At 72.8% G+C, this 19,259-nt stretch carries 16 protein-coding genes; 8 read left to right on the forward strand and 8 right to left on the reverse strand.

Features of this window, described 5'->3' with window-relative positions; all coding sequences use genetic code 11:
- Window positions 1-32: 32 nt before the first annotated feature.
- From AB0G79_RS31745 to AB0G79_RS31755, 3 genes are all read left to right on the forward strand, one after another.
- Window positions 33-188, forward strand: a complete 156-nt coding sequence (locus AB0G79_RS31745) for a VenA family class IV lanthipeptide (protein ID WP_165590978.1) — start codon at window positions 33-35, stop codon at window positions 186-188.
- Window positions 189-283: 95 nt separating this feature from the next.
- Complete coding sequence (locus AB0G79_RS31750) at window positions 284-1,267, forward strand: ATP-binding cassette domain-containing protein (protein WP_360812641.1); 984 nt, start codon at window positions 284-286, stop codon at window positions 1,265-1,267.
- The gene (locus AB0G79_RS31755) at window positions 1,264-2,118 is read left to right on the forward strand and encodes an ABC transporter permease (protein WP_360812642.1); all 855 of its coding nucleotides are present in this window, start codon (window positions 1,264-1,266) and stop codon (window positions 2,116-2,118) included. Before AB0G79_RS31750 ends, AB0G79_RS31755 begins: the two co-directional genes overlap by 4 nt.
- Before the next feature lie 16 nt (window positions 2,119-2,134).
- On the opposite strand, the gene AB0G79_RS31760 is transcribed toward AB0G79_RS31755, so the two are convergent.
- Both AB0G79_RS31760 and AB0G79_RS31765 read right to left on the reverse strand, forming a co-directional pair.
- On the reverse strand, window positions 2,135-3,052 hold the full coding sequence (locus AB0G79_RS31760) for a CopD family protein (RefSeq protein WP_360812644.1): 918 nt from the start codon (window positions 3,050-3,052) through the stop codon (window positions 2,135-2,137).
- 83 nt (window positions 3,053-3,135) lie between these two features.
- Entirely contained in the window at window positions 3,136-3,351 is a 216-nt protein-coding gene (locus AB0G79_RS31765) for an EF-hand domain-containing protein (protein ID WP_360812646.1), read from the reverse strand.
- Window positions 3,352-3,426: 75 nt separating this feature from the next.
- On the opposite strand from AB0G79_RS31765, the gene AB0G79_RS31770 reads away from it, so the two are divergent.
- Complete coding sequence (locus tag AB0G79_RS31770) at window positions 3,427-4,065, forward strand: GNAT family N-acetyltransferase (RefSeq protein WP_360812648.1); 639 nt, start codon at window positions 3,427-3,429, stop codon at window positions 4,063-4,065.
- 54 nt (window positions 4,066-4,119) lie between these two features.
- Here AB0G79_RS31770 and AB0G79_RS31775 read toward each other — a convergent pair whose 3' ends face one another.
- The 6 genes from AB0G79_RS31775 to AB0G79_RS31800 form a co-directional block, all read right to left on the reverse strand.
- Window positions 4,120-5,310, reverse strand: coding sequence for a hypothetical protein (locus AB0G79_RS31775; protein ID WP_360812650.1), 1,191 nt, complete (start codon window positions 5,308-5,310; stop codon window positions 4,120-4,122).
- Window positions 5,310-6,077, reverse strand: coding sequence for a polysaccharide deacetylase family protein (locus AB0G79_RS31780; protein ID WP_360812653.1), 768 nt, complete (start codon window positions 6,075-6,077; stop codon window positions 5,310-5,312). Before AB0G79_RS31780 ends, AB0G79_RS31775 begins: the two co-directional genes overlap by 1 nt.
- A 386-nt stretch (window positions 6,078-6,463) precedes the next feature.
- Window positions 6,464-6,970, reverse strand: a complete 507-nt coding sequence (locus tag AB0G79_RS31785; protein WP_360812655.1) for an ATP-binding protein — start codon at window positions 6,968-6,970, stop codon at window positions 6,464-6,466.
- A gap of 91 nt (window positions 6,971-7,061) precedes the next feature.
- Window positions 7,062-7,829, reverse strand: a complete 768-nt coding sequence (locus tag AB0G79_RS31790) for an enoyl-CoA hydratase-related protein (RefSeq protein ID WP_360812657.1) — start codon at window positions 7,827-7,829, stop codon at window positions 7,062-7,064.
- Window positions 7,830-7,909: 80 nt separating this feature from the next.
- A complete protein-coding gene (locus AB0G79_RS31795; RefSeq protein ID WP_360812659.1) occupies window positions 7,910-9,178 on the reverse strand; it encodes an Ig-like domain-containing protein in 1,269 nt (422 codons plus the stop codon).
- 202 nt (window positions 9,179-9,380) lie between these two features.
- The gene (locus AB0G79_RS31800) at window positions 9,381-10,547 is read right to left on the reverse strand and encodes an Ig-like domain-containing protein (RefSeq protein WP_360812667.1); all 1,167 of its coding nucleotides are present in this window, start codon (window positions 10,545-10,547) and stop codon (window positions 9,381-9,383) included.
- A 309-nt stretch (window positions 10,548-10,856) separates the two neighbouring features.
- Between AB0G79_RS31800 and glgX the strand changes: the two genes are divergently transcribed.
- The 4 genes from glgX to AB0G79_RS31820 all read left to right on the forward strand — a co-directional run bounded on the left by glgX (window position 10,857) and on the right by AB0G79_RS31820 (window position 19,214).
- The gene (glgX, locus tag AB0G79_RS31805) at window positions 10,857-12,998 is read left to right on the forward strand and encodes a glycogen debranching protein GlgX (RefSeq protein ID WP_360812669.1); all 2,142 of its coding nucleotides are present in this window, start codon (window positions 10,857-10,859) and stop codon (window positions 12,996-12,998) included.
- 106 nt (window positions 12,999-13,104) lie between these two features.
- Window positions 13,105-14,925, forward strand: a complete 1,821-nt coding sequence (locus tag AB0G79_RS31810) for an ABC transporter ATP-binding protein (RefSeq protein WP_360812661.1) — start codon at window positions 13,105-13,107, stop codon at window positions 14,923-14,925.
- A gap of 14 nt (window positions 14,926-14,939) precedes the next feature.
- Window positions 14,940-16,775, forward strand: coding sequence for an ABC transporter ATP-binding protein (locus AB0G79_RS31815; protein WP_360812671.1), 1,836 nt, complete (start codon window positions 14,940-14,942; stop codon window positions 16,773-16,775).
- A 405-nt stretch (window positions 16,776-17,180) separates the two neighbouring features.
- The gene (locus AB0G79_RS31820; RefSeq protein ID WP_360812663.1) at window positions 17,181-19,214 is read left to right on the forward strand and encodes a M4 family metallopeptidase; all 2,034 of its coding nucleotides are present in this window, start codon (window positions 17,181-17,183) and stop codon (window positions 19,212-19,214) included.
- Window positions 19,215-19,259: the final 45 nt, after the last annotated feature.

Genomic DNA, 19,259 nt, shown 5'->3' on the forward strand with positions numbered 1-19,259 from the left:
CGTCGCCACGTCAGTGAGTGAAGGAGATTGTCATGGAGAACCAGGACCTTGAGCTGCTGGCCCACCTGCACGCCCTTCCGGAGACCGACCCGGTCGGCGTCGACGGCGACTCGTTCAGCGGAACGTGCGCGTGCGTCGGCCTGCTGACGCTCCTCAACACCGTCTGTATCGGCATCAGCTGCGCGTAGCGGCCATGAACCCCCCGGCCGGTGGTTGCCTCGGAGGCAGCCGCCGGCCGGTGCGGGATCCGGGCCGGCGAGCAGGGCGACGGAGGGCGGGACCGATGCAGGAGCAGGAGCAGCCGTACGACTCCGGGCACGCGATCAGGACGCGCGGCCTCGTGAAGAGCTACCCGGGCCCCGACGGCACCGCCGTCGACGCGGTCCGCGGCCTCGACCTCGACGTGCGCCGGGGCGAGAGCTACGGCTTCCTCGGCCCGAACGGCGCCGGGAAGTCCACGACCATCGCGCTGCTGTGCGCGCTCGCCCGCCCCACCTCCGGTCACGCCTCCGTGGCCGGCTTCGACGTCTCCGCGCACCCCCACGACGTGCGCCGCCGGGTCGGCATCCTCTTCCAGCACGGCGCCCTCGACCCCGACCTGACCGTCGAGCAGAACCTGCGCGTCCACGCCCGCCTGTACGGCATGCCCCGCCGCGAGGTGCGCGAGCGCACCGCCGAGGTGCTCGGACCCGCGGGTCTCACCGACCGGCGCCGGTTCCCCGTACGCGCCCTGTCGGGCGGGACGCGGCGCCGCCTGGAGATCGCCCGCCAGTTGCTGCACTCCCCGAGCGTGCTGTTCCTGGACGAGCCGACGACCGGGCTCGACCCGCACGCGCGGGCCGGGATCTGGGACCATCTGCGGGCCCTGCGCGAGCGGGACGGCAGCACCCTCTTCGTCACCACCCACTACCTGGAGGAGGCGGAGCACTGCGACCGGATCGGGATCATCGACGGGGGCCGGCTGGTCGCCGAGGGCACGCCGTACGAGCTGAAGGCCGCGATCGGCGACGACCGGGTGGTGCTGCGCACCAGCGACGACGGGCGGGCCCGGAAGGTCGTCGCCGCGGCCGCCCCGCCGGACCGGACGGTCACCGTGGACGGCGAGGGGACCTGGCTGCGGGTGCCGGACGGCAGCGCCTGGATCCCGCGGCTGTGCGCCGCCCTGGAGGCGCACGGCATCGCCGTGCACGCCGCCTCCGCCACCCCGCCCTCGCTCGACGACGTCTTCTTCCACCACACCGGCCGCAGCATGGGAGCCGCCCGATGACCACCCTCGCCGTCCGGGCGCCCGAGGCCGCGGAGCGGGGGCGGGTGCCCCGGCTGCGACGCGAGCTGCGGGCGGCCGGGGCCCTGGTCCACCGCGACCTGCTGCGCCTGGCCGCCCAGCGCTCCTCCACCGCGCTGATCCTGCTGCAGCCCGTGCTCTACCTCTTCGCCCTCGGCGGGGGGCTCGCCGCCCTCGTCCCCGCGGCCTCGCTGGGCACGGACTACCGGACGTACCTCTTCCCCGGGATGCTGATGATGACGGTGCAGACCCCGGCCGTCATGGTGGGCATCCGGCTGATCACCGACCGGCAGAGCGGCTATCTCCGCGAGCTCCTGATGGCCCCCGTCGGCCGTTCCACCCTGCTCGTGGGCAGCTGCCTCGGCGGGACGCTCGTCGCGGCGGTGCAGGGCGCCGTCCTGCTCTGCCTGGCCGGAGCCGTCGGCCTGCCGTACGACCCGGTGCTCCTGCTGCTGCTCCTCGGCGCCGTGCTGCTCGCCTCGTTCGCGCTCACCAGCGTGACCCTGGCGCTGGCGGTGACGCTGCGCGGCCCGGAGCTCTTCCACACCCTGCTCAGCCTGCTGATGATGCCGCTGCTCTTCCTGTCAGGCGCGTTCTTCCCGCTGGAGTCGCTGCCGGGCTGGTGCCGCGCCCTGGCCGCGGTGAACCCGCTCGCCTACGGGGTGGACCTGCTCCGCCGCTGCATCGCGCTGCGCGCCCCGGACCAGGCGTCGGGCGGCGGCCTCTCCTGGGCGGGGCACCAGCCCCCGCTCGCCCTGGAGGCCGGCCTCCTCCTCGCCGTCGGCGCCCTGACCCTCCTGTGGGCCGGCCGCCGCTTCGGCCGGCCGGAGTGACCGCGCGTTCCTCGGTTCAGGGCGTGAGCCAGTGCGGGTCCGGCACCACCGTCAGCAGGGCCGACACGGCCGTGATCACGCCGAGGCAGGCCACCTCCACGCGGGCCGGGGACTCCGCGTCGCCGCCCGCGAGCATGCGGGTGCGGGCCGCGAGGGCCAGGAGGCTGACGCCGCCGAAGAGGAGGAGCTTCACCAGGAGGACCCTGCCGTACGCCGAGGTGAGGACGGCGTCCAGGGGGAGGCGCCGGAGAGTGGAGACGGTGCCGGTGACGGCGAGTGCCGCGTACACGACGGCGGCCATGCGGGCGTAGCGGGCCAGGACCTCCCGGCCCCCGCGCCTCAGCCGCATGGTCCTCAGCACGTACAGGAGTGTTCCGCACCAGAGCGAGGCGCCGGTGAGGTGGACGACGGTCAGGGCCGTGCCGATGGCCGGGGTGGTGGGTTCGGGGTGGGCGCGCAGGGCCTCGGAGAGGACCGCGACGGCGAGCGGGGCCACGGCGAGGGCCGGGCGGCGGGAGGCCGCGCACAGGGCCGCGAGGAGGAAGGCGTTGGCCGTGACGAGGAGCAGGCGCCCCTCGCGCAGTCCGTAGACGACCGGGAGGCTCAGGCCGCTGACGGCGGCGAGGAGGATCAGGAGTCCGGCGGAGGCGCCCGCGGCGAGCAGGGCGGCCGGGACGGAGAACGCGCGGGGTCGCGGGCCCGCGCCGGCTATTCGGCCTCCGGCGAGTTCGCCCACCTGGACGGCGAGGCCGGCGAGGACGAGAAAACGCAGCAGCGCGGTGGTGCCGGCTGCGGGTATCCGGAGCTCCCCCGTCCCCGTCTGGGCGATGCCCGCACCCAGCAGGACGACGGCGAGGACGGCGGCGGCGGCGACGATGACGGCGACCACCGCTGTCAGACGGCTCGGGGTACCGAAAGGTCCGGGAAGCGTCACCGCTCGATCGTCACCGAGCCCGGGTCGCGCGGCAACTCAGTGTGAGGCCGCCCGCCCGGGCTCGTGGGACTGGACCGTTCGGGTCAGGCCTTGCTGTAGTGGCCCCAGAACTCGTCCCAGGACAGGACGCCGTCGCCGTTGTCGTCGCGCTGCTTGATGAGCACCTCGGCGACCGTCTCGGTGACGTTGAAGTCGCCGTGCTTCGCCATGAGGCTCTTGTACTCCGCCGCGGTGATGAATCCGTCGCCGTCCACGTCGAACTGGTTGAACGCCGCGCGCGCCTCGTCGATGTTCGCCACTGCTTCCGCCCCTTCTTGGTGCTTCCTTGACGGGGGAAAGATTAGCGGGCCGCACCCTGCCGGATGATGGGTGGTATGAACAGCGAAGTGGCACGGATCCTGGCGGCGGCGGCGAGCGGGGACTTCCCTCCCCCGGACGGGTCGACGACGGTCGTTCCCCCGCCGAACCCACGTGACGCGGGGGTGCTCGCCTTCACCGCCCACTCGGTGGTCTTCACGGACGCCGACCCGGAGTGGGTACGGGCGGAGCTCGCCGCCACGTCGAGCGACCCGCTCGCGGCGAGCATGAACCCCGGCTTCCTCGTCGCCCTGATGACCCGCACGGGCCTGCGCATGAACACGATCGACCTGCTGACGGTGGCCGACGCCCTGCCCGGCCCTCCCCCGCTGGAGCTCCGCGAGATCGACGACCCCTCGCACCCCCGGGTCGAGCGGGCGCTGAAGTTCCGCGACGACGTCCGGGTGTGGGCGGCCGACGGCGGCGTCCTGATCCTGGGGCGGGGCGTGGCCGGCCGCTGGGAGGCGGCGATCGAGGTCGACGAGGAGGTGCGCCACCGGGGCCTGGGCCGCGCCCTGGCGACGGCGGCCCGCCACCTCACCCCGGGGGACGTGGTGTGGGCTCAGCAGTCGCCGGGGAACGCGCGCAGCGTGCGGACCTTCCAGGCGGCGGGGTACCGCCCGGTGGCCTCGGAGGCGCTGCTGGTGGCGCACTGACGGAGACGCCCGCCAGGGCCTGTCCGACGCCGGCCCCGGTCCGCCGGACAGGCCCTACCGGAAGATGCCCGTGTGGCCGAGCGAGTACCGGCCGGGCTGCGGGTAGACCGCGAGGCCGTGCGGGCCTCCGCCGACGGGGATGCGGGCCAGCTGCGCGCCGGTCGCGGTGTCGATCGCGTACACCTCGGAGTCGTAGCGCCCGGACAGCCAGAGGACCTTGCCGTCGGCGGAGACCCCGCCCATGTCCGGGGAGCCGCCGTCGGGGAGCCACCACTTCTTGGTGAGCTTGTTCTTCGCGAAGTCGAAGACGGAGACCGATCCCTCGCCGCGGTTGGGGACGTACATCTCGCGGGAGTCGCGGCTGATGTAGAGGCCGTGGCAGCCCTTGCCGGTGGGGAGCAGGGTCGGGGTGGTGAACCTCTCGCCGTCGAGGACCCACATGCCGTGGGCCATCATGTCCGCGACGTAGAAGGTCTTGCCGTCCGGGGAGATCTTCACGTCCTGCGGCATGGCGCCCTGGAAGGGCAGTTTCTGCTGGCCGATCACCTCCATCTTCTCGGTGTCGACCTTGAGGAGTTCGCCGGAGAACTCGCAGGAGACGACGAAGTAGCGGCCGTCGGCGGAGAAGTCTGCGTGGTTGACGCCGTAGCAGCTGACGGGGACGGTCTTCTTCCGCTCCATGGTGTGGGGGTCGCGGAAGACGAGTTCGCGGTCGAGCGAGGCCATGACGACGGCGTACTTGCCGTTCGGCGTGAAGTAGAGGTTGTACGGGTCGTGGACCTCGACCGGCTTCCCGGCGACGCCGGTGGCGGGGTCGATGGGGGTGAGGGTGTGGCCCCGGTTGTTGTTGACCCAGAGCGTCTTCATGTCCCAGGAGGGGACGACGTGCTGGGGCTGGACGCCGACCGGGATCGTCTCGACCACCTTGTAGGTGGCGGGGTCGATGACGGAGACCGTGTTGGAGTTGGTGTTGGGGACGTAGACCCGGGAGGGGAAGTTCCGCACCACCGGGGAGAGCTTGTTCGGCCGGTCCGCGGCGTAGACGTCGTCGGGGTCGAGCAGGGGCGGCATGCCGGGGAGTCCGGCGGGCGCGGCGGCCGGTTCGGGGACGGCGGGGGCGGCGGCCTTCTTCACGCCGGTGGCGCCGTTCTCGGTCCGGTGGCCGCCGCCGCAGCCGGCGAGGGCGGTTCCGGCGAGGAGGGCCGCGGCGAGCAGGAGGCCGCCGCGCTTCGTGAGGTGTGCCATCAGGTCAGCAGCTCCGTGGTGGTGACCGCGCGCAGGCCGCGGCGGTCGAGGTCGGCGAGGAGGAGGGGGAGCGCGGCGGCGGTCTCCGGGTAGCCGAAGTGGAGGCTGACGACCGAGCCGGGTCGCAGGGAGCCGTTGACGTTGCCGAGGATCGCGGTGGCGCCGGGCGAGGTGAAGTCGAGGGAGTCGACGTCGTACGAGAGCGTGTGCGGGTATCCGGCGCGCTGGGCGGCGCGCAGGACGGCGGGGGTCGCGTGCTGGGTGCGCGAGGGCCTGAACCAGGTGCCGACGGAGCCGGTGAGGCGGCGGAGGCGGGCGGCGCAGGCCTCGATCTCCGCGTGGGCCTCCGCCTCGCCGAGGGCGTTGACGTCGGTGTGGTGCTGGGTGTGGTTGCCGAGGTCGTGTCCGCCGTCGAGGATGCGCCGGGCCATGGCGGGGTGGGCGTCGAGCCAGCTGCCGACGGCGAGGACGGTGACGCGGGCGCCGGCCTTCTCCGCCTGGGCGAGGAGGGTACGGGCCAGGGCCGGGTCGCCCTGGCCGTGGAAGGTGAGCGCGACCCGGGGCCGGTCGCGGGGGCCGTGGGTGATCTCGGCCGGGTGGCCGGGGAACCGGCGGGGCGCGGGGGCGGGCGCGGCGGCGGGGCGCGCCGGTCGGGGGGCGGGCGCCGGGCGCGGGGCCGTGCCGCAGGCGGTGGTTCCGGTGAGGAGCCCCGCGCTTGCGAGGGCCGCGCCGGCCCGGAGGGCGCCGCGGCGGTCGATCGGCTTCACCCGACCAGTAAAAGATGATGTCTGCCGAATCGTGACGATTAGGCCGATTCAGGACGTTTGTCGAGCGGATCGGGACGTCCAGCATGCGGACGAGCCCGGGAAACAATCAATGAACCGCATAGTCATTCACAGTTTGCAAGGTCCGTGCCACATGTCACCAATGATTCATAGAAGATCTCCGCCTATATGTCCGATTCTGTCCCAGTAGGGACGTTTGGCGGCGGGGTGGTCCGCATGCCATAGTCGGAGACACGACCCCCATTGACCCGGGCCAGGTCGACAAGCGGCGCCGTGGATACACCCCCCCGTCCACGGCGCTTTTCACGAGAGCCCCCAGGCGCCCCACCACGGCGGACGGGGGCTTTCGTGCGTCCGGGACCGCCGGCTCAGACCCGGTCGACCACCCGCATCTCGAACCAGGTGACCTTGCCGAACGGCCCGAGGTCCACGCCCCAGCGGTCGGAGAGCTTCTCGACGAGGAGCAGACCGCGGCCGCTCTCGTCCATGTCGGCCACCGGCATCAGACAGGGCAGCCCGCGCGAGGGGTCGCCGACCTCGGCCCGCATCCAGCCGCGCCGCCGGTGCAGCCGCAGCGTGAAGGAGCGGGCACCGGTGTGCCGGACCGCGTTCCCCACGAGCTCCGAGACGAGCAGGACCGCGTGCTCCGCGACCTGCGGTCCGAGCCCCCACTGCCAGAGGACCACCGCCTGGGTGAGCCGCCTGGCCACCCACGCCTTGCCGGGCTCGGAGACGAGCCGGACCTCGCGCTCGGCCGGGTTGCCGAACAACTCCAGTATGTCGGCGCCCTGTTCGCCTTCCGCGACCGGTCCCCACCGCGCGGCGGCCGCGCTGCCCCGCGGCCATGGTTGTTCCCTGCTCTCCAGGCCCGCCATGCCCCCATCATGGCCGCACGGAGCCTCCCGCGGGGGCCGTTCCGCCGGAATCGGCCCCCTGGGCGACCCCTGGGTCTCCTGGGGAGGAGGCTCAGGCGAACTTCGCCTTGCCCGGGCCCTCCTCGACGAAGCTGCGCATGCCGGTCTCACGGTCCTCGGTGGCGAACAGCCCGGCGAACCAGGTGCGTTCGATGGCGAGACCGGTGTCGATGTCGGCCTCGAGACCCTGGTCGACGGCCTCCTTCGCGGCGCGCAGGGCGACCGCGGGGCCCTGGGCCAGCTTCGCGGCCCAGGCGTGCGCCTGCTCGTACACCTCGGCGGCGGGGACGACCCGGTCGACGAGGCCGAGGGCGAGGGCCTCGTCCGCCTTGACCATCCGGCCGGTGAAGATGAGGTCCTTGGCCCGGGAGGGGCCGATGAGGCGGGAGAGCCGCTGGGTGCCTCCGGCGCCCGGGATCAGGCCGAGGAGGATCTCCGGCTGGCCGAGCTTCGCGTTGTCGGCGGCGATCCGGTAGTCGGCGCAGAGCGCGAGCTCGCAGCCGCCGCCGAGCGCGTAGCCGGTGACGGCGGCGACGACGGGCTTGGGGATGCGGGCGATGGCGGTGAAGGAGTCCTGGAGGGCGCGCGAGCGCTTGACCATGGCCACGTGGTCCATGCGCTGCATCTCCTTGATGTCCGCGCCGGCCGCGAACACCTTCTCGCCGCCGTAGAGGATCACGGCCCGCACGTCGTCGCGGTCGGTCGCCTCCTGGGCCAGCTCGCGCAGCCGGTCCTGGACGGCGATGTCGAGGGCGTTCATCGGAGGGCGGTCGAGGCGGATCGTGCCGACGCCGTCGGCGACTTCGAGGTTCACAGTCATGGGGGAAAGGTTAGTGGCCGTTAACGACGGAGGGCCCGGTGCTGTTGCTCACAGCACCGGGCCCCTTCGTCAGCGGCGGGTCACGCGACCCACTCCGACCAGTCCATGTTCCAGCCGTTGAGGCCGTTGTCCGGGCGGATCTGCTTGTCCTTGGAGTTCTTCACGACGACGACGTCGCCGATGATCGAGCGGTCGAAGAACCAGGCCGACGGGGTCGACGGGTCGCCCGCGCCGCGCACGTCGGAGAGGCCGACGCAGCCGTGGCTGACGTTCTGCGAGCCGAACGTGCTCTTCGGGGCCCAGTAGTTGCCGTGCACGAAGGTGCCCGAGGTGGACAGGCGCATGGCGTGCGGGACGTCCTTGATGTCGTACTCGCCGCCGAAGCCGACCGTGGCCCCGTTCATGCGGGTCACCTTGTACTTCTCGCTGATGACCATCTGGCCGTTGTACGTCGTCGTGGACGGGGCGCCCGCGGTGATCGGCAGCGTCTTGATGATCTTGCCGTCGCGCTCGACCTTCATCGTCTTGGCGCTCGCGTCGACGGTGGAGACCTGACGGCGGCCGATGGTGAAGCTGATGGTCTTCTTCTGCTTGCCGTAGACACCGGGGCGGCCCTCGACGCCGTCGAGGTTCAGCTGCACGGTGACCTTGGTGCCCGCGGCCCAGTACTCCTCGGGGCGGAAGTCGAGGCGGTCGTTGCCGAACCAGTGGCCCTCGATCTCGACGGCCGGCTCGGCCGTGACCTTGATGGCCTTCTCGACGGCCTCGGGGTCGGTGATGCCGCGGGTGAAGTTGATGGAGACCGGCATGCCGACGCCGACGGTCGAGCCGTCCTCCGGCGTGTAGTGGCCGATGAAGGTGTTCTGCGGGACCAGCGTGGTGAAGGTGGTGTCCTTCGCCGACTCGCGGCCCTCGGCGTCCTTCGCGACGGCGTGGACCTTGTACTGGGTCCCCGCGGAGAGGTGCGCGGTGGGCGTCCAGCTGGCGCCGTCGGCGGCGATCTGCCCCTCGACCGCGGTGCCCTTGGAGTCGGCGACCGTGACCGTGGTCAGCTTGCCCTGCTGGGCCGTGACCTTGAGGGCGCCGCTGGTGGCGACCGAGTCGGCGCCGTCCTTCGGAAGGATCGTCACGACGGCCTGGGAGGCCGCGTTCTCGGGCTTGCCCGAGCCCTGCGCCGCCGGGTTCCGGCCCGCGTCGCCGCCGTCCGCGCCCGTGCCGCCACCGCCGCCGCAGGCGGTGAGCGCGAGGAGCAGCGCCCCCGTGGCCAGCGCCGACAGGCGGACGCTCCCGCTCCGTCGCCGTCGCGTCGTCGCCCCTACCGATGCCCCCGATATCGGCTGCCCGTTCACTGTGGTCGTCTCCCCTCGCACGGCCTGGCAACGCCACGGCCCCACCCCCGTGCGCATCCGCTCGCGCGCACGGCGACAGGTAATCACACCGGAGGACACGAAAGATCCACGCGAATGTCACCGTTCCGTCCCGATCATCGTATGGGCGGGGGCCGGAGTCGGCCTGGTGGCGGGGGTTGCGCACGAGCGGGGTGCGACGGGGTCAGTTCAGTGCCGAACCCGCCTTCCAGTGGACCCAGTCGAGGTTCCATCCCCCGAGCCCATTGTCGGGAGCGACCTTTTTGTCCTTCGAGTTGACCACCTCGACCACGTCCCCGACGAGCGTCCGGTCGAAGAACCAGCCGGCCGGCGAGTCGGCACTGCCGCCCTTCTCGTCGCGCAGGCCCACGCAGCCGTGGCTGACGTTGGCCGAACCGAAGGTGCCGGGGGACGCCCAGTAGTTGCCGTGCAGGAAGGTCCCGGACTCGGTGAGCCGCATGGCGTGCGGGACGTCCTTGATGTCGTACTCGCCGCCGAAGCCGACGGTACGGCCGTCCATCCGCGTCACGTCGTACAGCTCGGTGACGACCATCTTCCCGTTGTACGTGGTGGTCTTCGGCGCCCCCGCGGTGACGGGCACGGTGGCGAGGAGCTCGCCGTCCCTGCGGACCTCCATGGTGTGGGCGGCCGCGTCGACCAGGGAGACCTGGGAACGGCCGACGGTGAAACCGACCTTCTTGCGCTGGATGCCGTAGACGCCGGGCGCGCCCTCGACGTCGCGGAGGGCGAGGTCGACGGTGACGCGGGTGCCGGCCTTCCAGTACGCGGCGGGGCGGAAGTCGAGCCGCTCCTTGCCGAACCAGTGGCCGACGACCTCGACGGGCGGCTCGGAAGTGATCCTGATGGCCCGTTCGACCTCGGCGCGGTTCTCGATCGGCCGGTTGAAGGAGAAGGAGACGATCATCCCGGTGCCGACAGTGGAACGGTTCTCCGGCTTGAAGTAGCCGATGAAGCGGCTCTCCGGGACGACGGTGGTGAAGGTGGTGTGCCGGGCGGAGCGGCGGCCGTGGCCGTCGAGGGCGACGGCGTCCACGCTGTACTTGGCGGCGAGCGCGAGCCGGGTGCCCGCGCGGGGCCGCCAGCTCAGCCCGTCGGCGGAGATCTCGCCCTCGACCCGGGTCCGCTGGGCGTCCTCGACCTGCACGACCGTCACCCTTTCGAGGCGCCCGCTGTCCACCCGTACCTCCACGGGCCCTTCGCCCGGCACGCCCCGCCGGCCGTCCTCGGGGCTGATCCTGATGACGTCACCGGGGGCCCTCGCCTTTCCCGGCGCGGGCAGGCCGAGGCCCCCTCCGCCGTCGGTTCCCGTGCATCCCGCGAGGCCCGTCATCAGTCCCGTCGACAGGCCCGCCACCGCCAGGGCGTACGCCGCCCGCTTCCATACGCGATTCACTCCCGGCCCAACGACAGCCCCCCTCCAGGGGAAACGTACGTGCGGGCCATGTTGGGAGCACGGCCGTGCGGGCAGAACAGGGAGGACGACGACGGGAATGCGCGACGCGCGGGAGCGGCGGCCGGGACGCCGCCGCTCCCCGGCGTGCGGGCCCCATGAGCCGCGGGAGGCCGGACGGTGTCGAGCGCAGCCGAGCAGGAGGCGGTACGGGGGCGTGCCGCGGAGGAGACGCGGCGCCCCCCTGCGGTGTGGCCGGGGGCGCCGACGCCCCTCGGGGCACGCTGCCGGGTCGGGCCCGGCGGGGTGGCGGGGACGAACTTCGCGTTGTGGGCGGGGGGCGCGGAGGCGGTCGAACTGTGCCTGTTCGCCGAGGACGGGACGGAGGTGCGGCTGCCGCTGACCGAGCTGACGCACGAGATCTGGCACGGCTTCGTGCCCGGGATCGGGCCGGGGCAGCGGTACGGCTACCGGGTGCACGGCCGGTGGGACCCGTGGACGGGCGCCCGCTGGAACCCGGCGAAGCTCCTCCTCGACCCGTACGCGCGGGCCGTCGACGGGGACTTCGCGGCGCTGCCCCCGGAGACGTACGGGCACGTGCGGGACTGGCCGCAGCAGCACGTCGCCGACACCGTCCGCGACGACCGGGACTCGGCGCCGCACGTCCCGAAGGGGGTCGTCGTCCAGGACGACGACGACTGGTCGGACGACCGCAGACCGAAGACGCCCTGGCAGGACTCGGTCATCTACGAGCTCCACGTGAAGGGCTTCACGCGGCTCCACCCGGGGATCCCGGAGCGGCTGCGGGGGACGTACGCGGGGCTCGCGCACCCGGCGGCGATCGAGCACCTCGTGCGGCTGGGGGTGACGGCGGTCGAGCTGCTGCCGGTCCACCAGTTCGCGCACGAGGACCACCTGCTGCGGCGCGGACTGCGCAACCACTGGGGGTACAACTCGATCGGCTACTTCGCCCCGCACGCCGGGTACGCGGCGACGGGGACGGCGGGACAGCAGGTCGGCGAGTTCAAGCGGATGGTGCGGGCGCTGCACGCGGCCGGGATCGAGGTGATCCTCGACGTCGTCTACAACCACACGGCGGAGGCGGGCGAGCTCGGGCCGACGCTCTCCCTCAAGGGCGTCGACAACCGCGGCTACTACCGGCTCCAGTCCGACGCCCGGCGGTACGCCGACTACACCGGCTGCGGCAACACGCTGCACGTCGTGCAGCCGCAGGTGCTCCGGCTCATCACCGACTCCCTCCGCTACTGGGTGACCGAGATGGGCGTGGACGGCTTCCGCTTCGACCTGGCGGCGGCGCTGGCCCGCTCCATGCACGACGTCGACATGCTCTCCCCCTTCCTCGCCGTCATCGCCCAGGACCCGGTGCTCCGCCGGGTCAAGCTCATCGCCGAGCCCTGGGACGTCGGCAACGGCGGCTACCAGGTCGGCGCGTTCCCGCCGCTGTGGACCGAGTGGAACGACCGCTACCGGGACGCCGTGCGGGACTTCTGGCGCGGCGCGCTGCCCGACGTGCGGGACCTCGGCTACCGGCTCTCCGGCTCCAGCGACCTCTACGCCTGGGGCGGGCGGCGGCCGTACGCCTCCGTCAACTTCGTCACCGCGCACGACGGCTTCACCCTGCGCGACCTCGTCACGTACGAGCGGAAGCACAACGAGGCGAACGGCGAGGGCAACCGCGACGGCACCCACGACAACCGGTCGTGGAACTGCGGGACGGAGGGCGAGACCGACGACCCGGACATCCAGGCGCTGCGGCGGCGCCAGCTCCGCAACCTCCTCACCACGCTGCTCCTGTCGACCGGCGTCCCCATGCTCGTCGCGGGCGACGAGATGGGCCGCACGCAGGGCGGCAACAACAACGCGTACTGCCAGGACAACGAGGTCGGCTGGCTCGACTGGTCGCTCCCCGACGACCCGGGACGGGCCCAGCTCCTCGCCCTGACCCGGCGCCTGCTCGCCCTCCGGGGCGGCCACCCGGTGCTGCGCCGCCGGGCGTTCTTCTCGGGCCGGCCACAGCGGGCGGACGGGCTGCGGGACCTGGCGTGGTTCGGCGCGGACGGCGAGGAGATGACGGACGGGGACTGGTACGCGCCGACGGCGACGCTCGGCCTCTACCTCTCGGGCCGGGACATCCCGGGCCGCGACGAGCGCGGGGAGCGGATCACGGACGACAGCTTCCTCGCCGTCCTCCACGCGGGCCCGCACCCCCTGGACTTCCCCCTGCCGGGACCGCCGTGGGCCGAGTCGTACGAGCTCCTCGTGGACACGGCCCGCGAGGACCAGGAGGAGGCCCCGGGGACGGTCCACCGGGGCGGGGAGGTGATCCGGGTGGGGGCACGGTCGACGGTGCTGCTGCGGGTGCGGGGGTGAGGCGGGAGTGGAGCTGAGCGGCGCGGGAGGGAGACGGGCTCCGGCGGACTGTGGTCGTCCGAAAACCGGATGAGACGTGTCAGCGGCGGGTCGTAAGGTCGGGTCGATGCCCGAGAAATCCTTGCCCCCAGAGAAGTCCGCGCCGCCCGCGGCACCCCATGACCGTTCCGCGGTCCGGGTGTTGCTCCGTTTGTGGCCCTATGTCCGGCCCGTGCGGGTGAGGCTGTTCACGGCCGCCTTCGTCGCGATCGTCGCCTCCTGCCTGTCGCTCGTCATCCCGCTCGTCCTGAAGTGGATGGTCGACGGGCCCGTCGCGGACCGCGACCCGGGCGGGGTGTGGCTGGGGGCGCTCTACCTGTTCCTGCTCGGCATCGCCGAGGCGCTGCTCTTCGGGTACCGGCGGTGGCTGGTCGCGCGGCCGCTCGCCGGGGTCGAGGCGCGGATGCGGGCCGACCTGTACGGGCGGCTCCAGCGGCTGCCGATCGCCTTCCACGACCGGTGGGCCTCGGGGCAGCTGCTCTCGCGCGGCACGACCGACCTCATGCTGGTCCGGATGTTCCTGGCCTTCCCGCTGACCTTCCTCCTGGTCAACGGGGTGACGATCCTCGCCGGTTGCGTGCTGCTGCTCGCCCAGGACTGGTCCCTCGGGCTCGTCCTGCTCACCCCCGTCGTGCCCCTGGTGATCGTCTGCTCGCTCTTCGAGGGGCGGTACGGGGCCGTGGCGCGGCGCGCGCAGGACCAGGTCGGCGACCTGACGACGGTCGTCGAGGAGAGCGTCCTCGGCATCCGGATCGTCAAGGGCTTCGGCCGGCACCGCAGCCAGGCGCGGGCCTTCCGCGTGCTCGCGGAGACGCTGCGCGGCACCGAGCTCACCAAGGCCCGGCTGCTCGCCATGATCTGGGGGGTCATCACGGTCGTCCCCGAGCTGGCGATCGGGGCGGCGCTCGTCCTCGGGACCGTCCAGGTGGCGGACGGGGACCTGTCGGCGGGCACGCTCGTCGCGTTCCTGTCGACGGCGCTCGCGCTGCGCTGGCCTGTGGAGTCGATCGGCTTCCTCCTGGCGATGAGCCAGGAGGCGGCGACGGCGACGGAGCGGTACTTCGAGGTGATGGACGCGGAGGAGGAGCCGGAGACCGCCGTACACGCGGAAGGGGCCGTCGCCGCCTCGGACGGCGTGCGGTTCGAGAACGTCGTCTTCCGCTACCCGGACGCGCCCGCCGACGCCCCGCCCGTCCTCGACGGCGTCGACCTCCACATCCGCCCCGGCGAGACGCTCGCCCTGGTCGGCGGCACCGGATCGGGCAAGACGACGCTCACCGCGCTCGTCCCGCGCCTGCACGAGGCGACCGGCGGACGGATCCTCCTGGACGGCGAGGACATCGCCGGGATGGAGCGCGGGCGGCTCCGCTCCCTCGTCTCGATGGCCTTCGAGGAGCCGACGCTCTTCTCCGCGAGCGTCGGCGAGAACGTCCTGATGGGGGCGGGCGGGACGGCCGGCGAGCCGGAGCTGCGGCGCGCCCTCGGGGTCGCGCAGGCGGACGGCTTCGTCGACCGGCTGCCCGAGGGCGCGGCGACGCAGGTCGGCGAGCAGGGCCTGAGCCTCTCCGGCGGCCAGCGGCAGCGGCTCGCGCTGGCCCGCGCGGTGGTCGGCAGGCCCCGCTTCCTGATCCTCGACGACCCGCTGTCGGCGCTCGACGTGCACACGGAGGCACGGGTCGAGGCGGCCCTGCGGGAGGTCCTGCGGGAGACGACCGCGCTGGTCGTGGCGCACCGCCCGTCGACGGTGATGCTCGCCGACCGGGTCGCGCTGCTCTCCCGGGGCCGTATCGCGGCGGTGGGCACGCACCAGGAGCTGCTGCGGAGCAGCGAGGAGTACGCCTGGCTGATGTCGGGCACGGACGACAGGGCCGAGGGGGCCGCGAAGTGAGCACCGACACCACGGTGGACGAGAAGCGGGACGGGGCTCCGTCGGAGGCGCCCGCTCCCCCCGACCCCTTCGACCAGGACGACCTGCCCGCGCCGCCCGGCGCGACGGGCGCGCTGCTGCGCTCGCTGCTCGCGACCCACCGGCTGCGGGTGACGGCGACGGCGCTGGTCCTCCTGGTGAAGGAGGCGGCGGTCCAGGCGGGTCCGCTGATCGTGGCGTACGCGATCGACCGGGCCGTCCCGGCCTTCCGGGCCGGGGACCACGGCCCCGTGGTGGCGGTGGCGGTCGGCTACCTCCTCTGCGCGGGGCTCGCGGGCCTCCTCCAGTACGCCTTCGTGCGGGTGGCGGCCCGGGTCAACCAGGACGTCCTGCTCGACCTGCGGGGCCGCATCTTCCGCCACGCGCAGACGCTGAGCGTCGACTTCCACGAGCGGTACACCTCGGGCCGGCTGATCTCGCGCTCGACCACGGACGTCGAGTCGCTGCGCGAACTGCTCTCCGAGGGCCTCCAGGAGCTGATCGGCGTCCTGCTGTCCTTCGTCTCGATCTGCCTGGTCCTGCTCTGGCTCGACCTCGGCATCGGCGCGGTCGCGGTCGCCTCCTTCGTCCCCCTCTACCTGCTCGTACGGCTCTACCGGCGGCGCGCGGGCACGGTGTACGGGGTGCGGTCCACGGCCATCGCGGGCGTGATCGTGAAGTTCGCGGAGACGATGAACGGCATCCGGCCGGTCCGGGCGTTCCGCCGCGAGGAGACGAACGACGCCGAGTTCGCCGCGCTCAACCACCGGCACGAGCGCAGCAACGGCGACGCGCTGCTGGAGATGGCCCGCTTCGTCGTCGGCTCGCGCCTGGTGTCGAACACGGCGGTGGCCGGCATGGTCCTGTGGGGCGCGTACCGGGTCGCGGGCGGCACGCTCGACCTGGGCGTCCTGGCGGCGGCCGTGCTCTACCTGCGGCGGCTCTACGACCCGATCGACCGGCTCGGCATGTTCCTGAACTCGTACGAGTCGGCCGCCGCGTCCCTCGCCAAGATCGCCGGCCTGCTCGCGCAGGAGCCGGGCGTCCCGGAGGCGGCCGCGCCCCGGGAGCTGCCGGAACGCACGGGCACGCCGGGCCGGGAGGTCGTCTTCGAGGGGGTCCGCTTCGCGTACCGGACGGGCGGCGAGGTCCTGCCCACCTTCGGCCTGACGATCCCGGCGGGCCAGACGGTGGCGGTCGTGGGCGCGACGGGCGCGGGCAAGTCGACGCTCGCGAAGCTCCTGGCCCGGTTCTACGACCCGACGGAGGGCCGGATCCTGCTGGACGGCGTGGACCTGCGCGAGCTGGCGACGCCGGAGCTGCGCAGGGGTGTCGTCATGGTGACGCAGGAGGCGTTCCTCTTCTCGGGCACGGTCGCGGAGAACATCGCGATCGGCCGCCCGGACGCGACCCGCGCCGAGATCGAGGCAGCGGCGAAGGCGATCGGCGCCCACGAGTTCATCGAGGGCCTCCCGGACGGCTACGACACCGACGTACGCAAGCGGGGCGGCCGGATCTCGGCAGGTCAGCGGCAGTTGGTGGCCTTCGCCCGCGCGCTCCTCGCCGACCCGGCGGTCCTCATCCTCGACGAGGCGACGAGCTCCCTCGACGTGCCGGGCGAGCGCGCGGTCCAGCGCGCGATGGACACGGTCCTCGCGGGCCGCACGGCGGTGGTGATCGCCCACCGCCTGTCGACGGTCGAGGTGGCGGACCGCGTCCTGGTGATGGAGGCGGGCCGCGTCGTCGAGGACGGCACCCCGCGGTCCCTGACGGCCGGCGAGGGGCACTACGCGAGTCTCCACCAGGCCTGGCGGGACAGCCTGGTGGGCTGACGGCCCCCGGCGAAGCGAATGATTCACGCCATGCGGCGTCGTGATCCGGGCGGGTCTCCCCCGCCCGGATCGCGCGGCCCGCACCCGTACCGGCGGTAGCACTCCGCGGCCCGTCCCGCGCCGGGATCACGGGCTCCACGGAAGCCCAGGGGACATCTGCCCCATGATCAACGAAACGTCCGGTTAACGAACACCCACGTACAGGCAGCGGACGAGTTCCGGCCAACTTGTCGACGCGGTCCTGACAGGTACCCGACAGTCCTGTCACTCTCTCCCCGGCTCTTCGCATCGATTTACCGCACACGAGTCCACCGCTTCACCCGTACGTGCTCCACAGCTCTCCTTGCACCGCCCGGCCCGGCTCACCCACGCCCCGTCGGTACCCCCCTCGCAAAAGGAGTCTGCGTGAGATCCACGCCCAGCCGTCGCGCCACCGCGACCGGCGCCCTGATCGCCGCCGCCGCCATGCTCGCCGTGTCCGTCCAGACCGGCGCCGCACAGGCGGACGACGGATGGCCCGTCGCCCCCCAGGCCCAGGCCGGTGCCGGGGCGAACCCCGGCAAGCTCCCCGCCGACCTCAGCCCGGCCCAGCGCACCGCGCTCATCAAGGCCGCCGACGCCGACAAGGCGGCCACGGCCAAGACCCTCGGGCTCGGCGTCCAGGAGAAGCTGGTCGTCCGTGACGTCGTGCAGGACCGCGACGGCACGACCCACACGCGCTACGAGCGCACCTACGCCGGCCTGCCCGTCCTCGGCGGCGACCTCGTCGTCGAGGAGACGAAGGCCGGGGTCGCGAAGGCGGTCACCAAGTCCTCCCGCGCGGAGCTGAAGAACGTCGACCTCGCGGCCACCGTCACCCCGGCCGCCGCCGAGAAGCAGGCCGTCGGCCGGGCCTCGGCGGAGGGCTCGAAGGCCACGGACGCCGAGCGCGCCCCGCGCAAGGTCGTCTGGATGGGCTCGGACAAGGCCCCCGTCCTCGCGTACGAGACCGTCGTCGGCGGCCTCCAGCACGACGGGACCCCGAACGAGCTGCACGTCGTCACCGACGCCAGGACCGGCAAGAAGCTGTACGAGTGGCAGGCCGTGCACACCGGCACGGGCAACACCATGTACAGCGGCCAGGTCACGCTGGGCACCGCGCCCTCGTACACCCTGACCGACACCGGCCGCGGCAACCACAAGACGTACAACCTCAACCGGGGCACGTCCGGCACCGGCACGCTGTTCACCAACAGCACCGACGTCTGGGGCAACGGCACCCCGCAGAACCTGGAGACGGCGGGCGCCGACGCGCACTACGGCGCCGCCCTCACCTGGGACTACTACAAGAACGTCCAGGGCCGCAACGGCCTGCGCGGTGACGGCGTCGGCGCGTACAGCCGCGTCCACTACGGCAACGCGTACGTCAACGCCTTCTGGCAGGACTCCTGCTTCTGCATGACGTACGGCGACGGCGCGAACAACACCAAGCCGCTCACCTCCATCGACGTGGCCGCGCACGAGATGACCCACGGCCTCACGTCCGTCACCGCGAAGCTCGTCTACAGCGGCGAGTCCGGCGGCCTCAACGAGGCCACCTCGGACATCTTCGCGGCGGCCGTCGAGTTCTACGGCAACAACCCGTCCGACCCGGGCGACTACCTCGTCGGCGAGAAGATCGACATCCGCGGCAACGGCACCCCGCTGCGCTACATGGACAAGCCGAGCAAGGACGGCTCGTCCAAGGACGCCTGGTACTCGGGCATCGGCTCCATCGACGTCCACTACTCCTCGGGCCCGGCGAACCACTGGTACTACCTGCTCTCCGAGGGCAGCGGCGCCAAGACGGTCAACGGCGTCAACTACGACTCCCCGACCTCGGACGGCCTGCCCGTCACCGGCATCGGCCGTGACAAGGCCTCGCTGATCTGGTTCAAGGCGCTCACCACCAAGTTCACCTCGTCCACCAACTACGCCGGCGCCCGCACCGGCACGGTCGAGGTCGCCAAGGCGCTGTACGGCGTCGGCAGCGTCGAGGCCCTCGCCGTCGAGCACGCCTGGGCCGGCGTCAACGTCGGCACCCGCCCCGGCGGCACCGAGCCGCCCACCGGCACGGTCTTCACCAACGACACGGACGTCGCCATCCCGGACTCCCCCGGAGCCGCGGTCACCTCGACGATCAACGTCACCGGCCGCACCGGCAACGCCCCGTCCAACCTCGCCGTCGGCGTGGACATCGTCCACACCTACCGCGGTGACCTCGTGGTCGACCTCGTCGCCCCGGACGGTTCGGTCTACAGCCTGAGCAACCGCTCCGGCGGCAGCGCCGACAACATCCAGCAGACCTTCACCGTGAACGCCTCCTCCGAGGTCGCCAACGGTGCCTGGAAGCTCCGCGTCCAGGACAAGGCCGGCGCCGACACCGGTTACATCAACCAGTTCAAGCTGACCTTCCCGTAACAGGGAGGGGCCAGGACCCGGGCGGGCGCCCGGAGGGAACGTTCC

Origin of the sequence: Streptomyces sp. NPDC020807 (assembly GCF_040641575.1) — a bacterium.
Lineage (GTDB): Bacteria > Actinomycetota > Actinomycetes > Streptomycetales > Streptomycetaceae > Streptomyces.

Coding starts and splice junctions, on each gene's coding strand:
- AB0G79_RS31810 (WP_360812661.1), top strand. CDS start 13,105: ATGCCCGAGAAATCCTTGCCCCCAGAGAAGTCCGCGCCGCCCGCGGCA.
- AB0G79_RS31785 (WP_360812655.1), bottom strand. CDS start 6,970: ATGGCGGGCCTGGAGAGCAGGGAACAACCATGGCCGCGGGGCAGCGCG.
- AB0G79_RS31790 (WP_360812657.1), bottom strand. CDS start 7,829: ATGACTGTGAACCTCGAAGTCGCCGACGGCGTCGGCACGATCCGCCTC.
- AB0G79_RS31755 (WP_360812642.1), top strand. CDS start 1,264: ATGACCACCCTCGCCGTCCGGGCGCCCGAGGCCGCGGAGCGGGGGCGG.
- AB0G79_RS31750 (WP_360812641.1), top strand. CDS start 284: ATGCAGGAGCAGGAGCAGCCGTACGACTCCGGGCACGCGATCAGGACG.
- AB0G79_RS31775 (WP_360812650.1), bottom strand. CDS start 5,310: ATGGCACACCTCACGAAGCGCGGCGGCCTCCTGCTCGCCGCGGCCCTC.
- AB0G79_RS31770 (WP_360812648.1), top strand. CDS start 3,427: ATGAACAGCGAAGTGGCACGGATCCTGGCGGCGGCGGCGAGCGGGGAC.
- AB0G79_RS31800 (WP_360812667.1), bottom strand. CDS start 10,547: ATGACGGGCCTCGCGGGATGCACGGGAACCGACGGCGGAGGGGGCCTC.
- AB0G79_RS31745 (WP_165590978.1), top strand. CDS start 33: ATGGAGAACCAGGACCTTGAGCTGCTGGCCCACCTGCACGCCCTTCCG.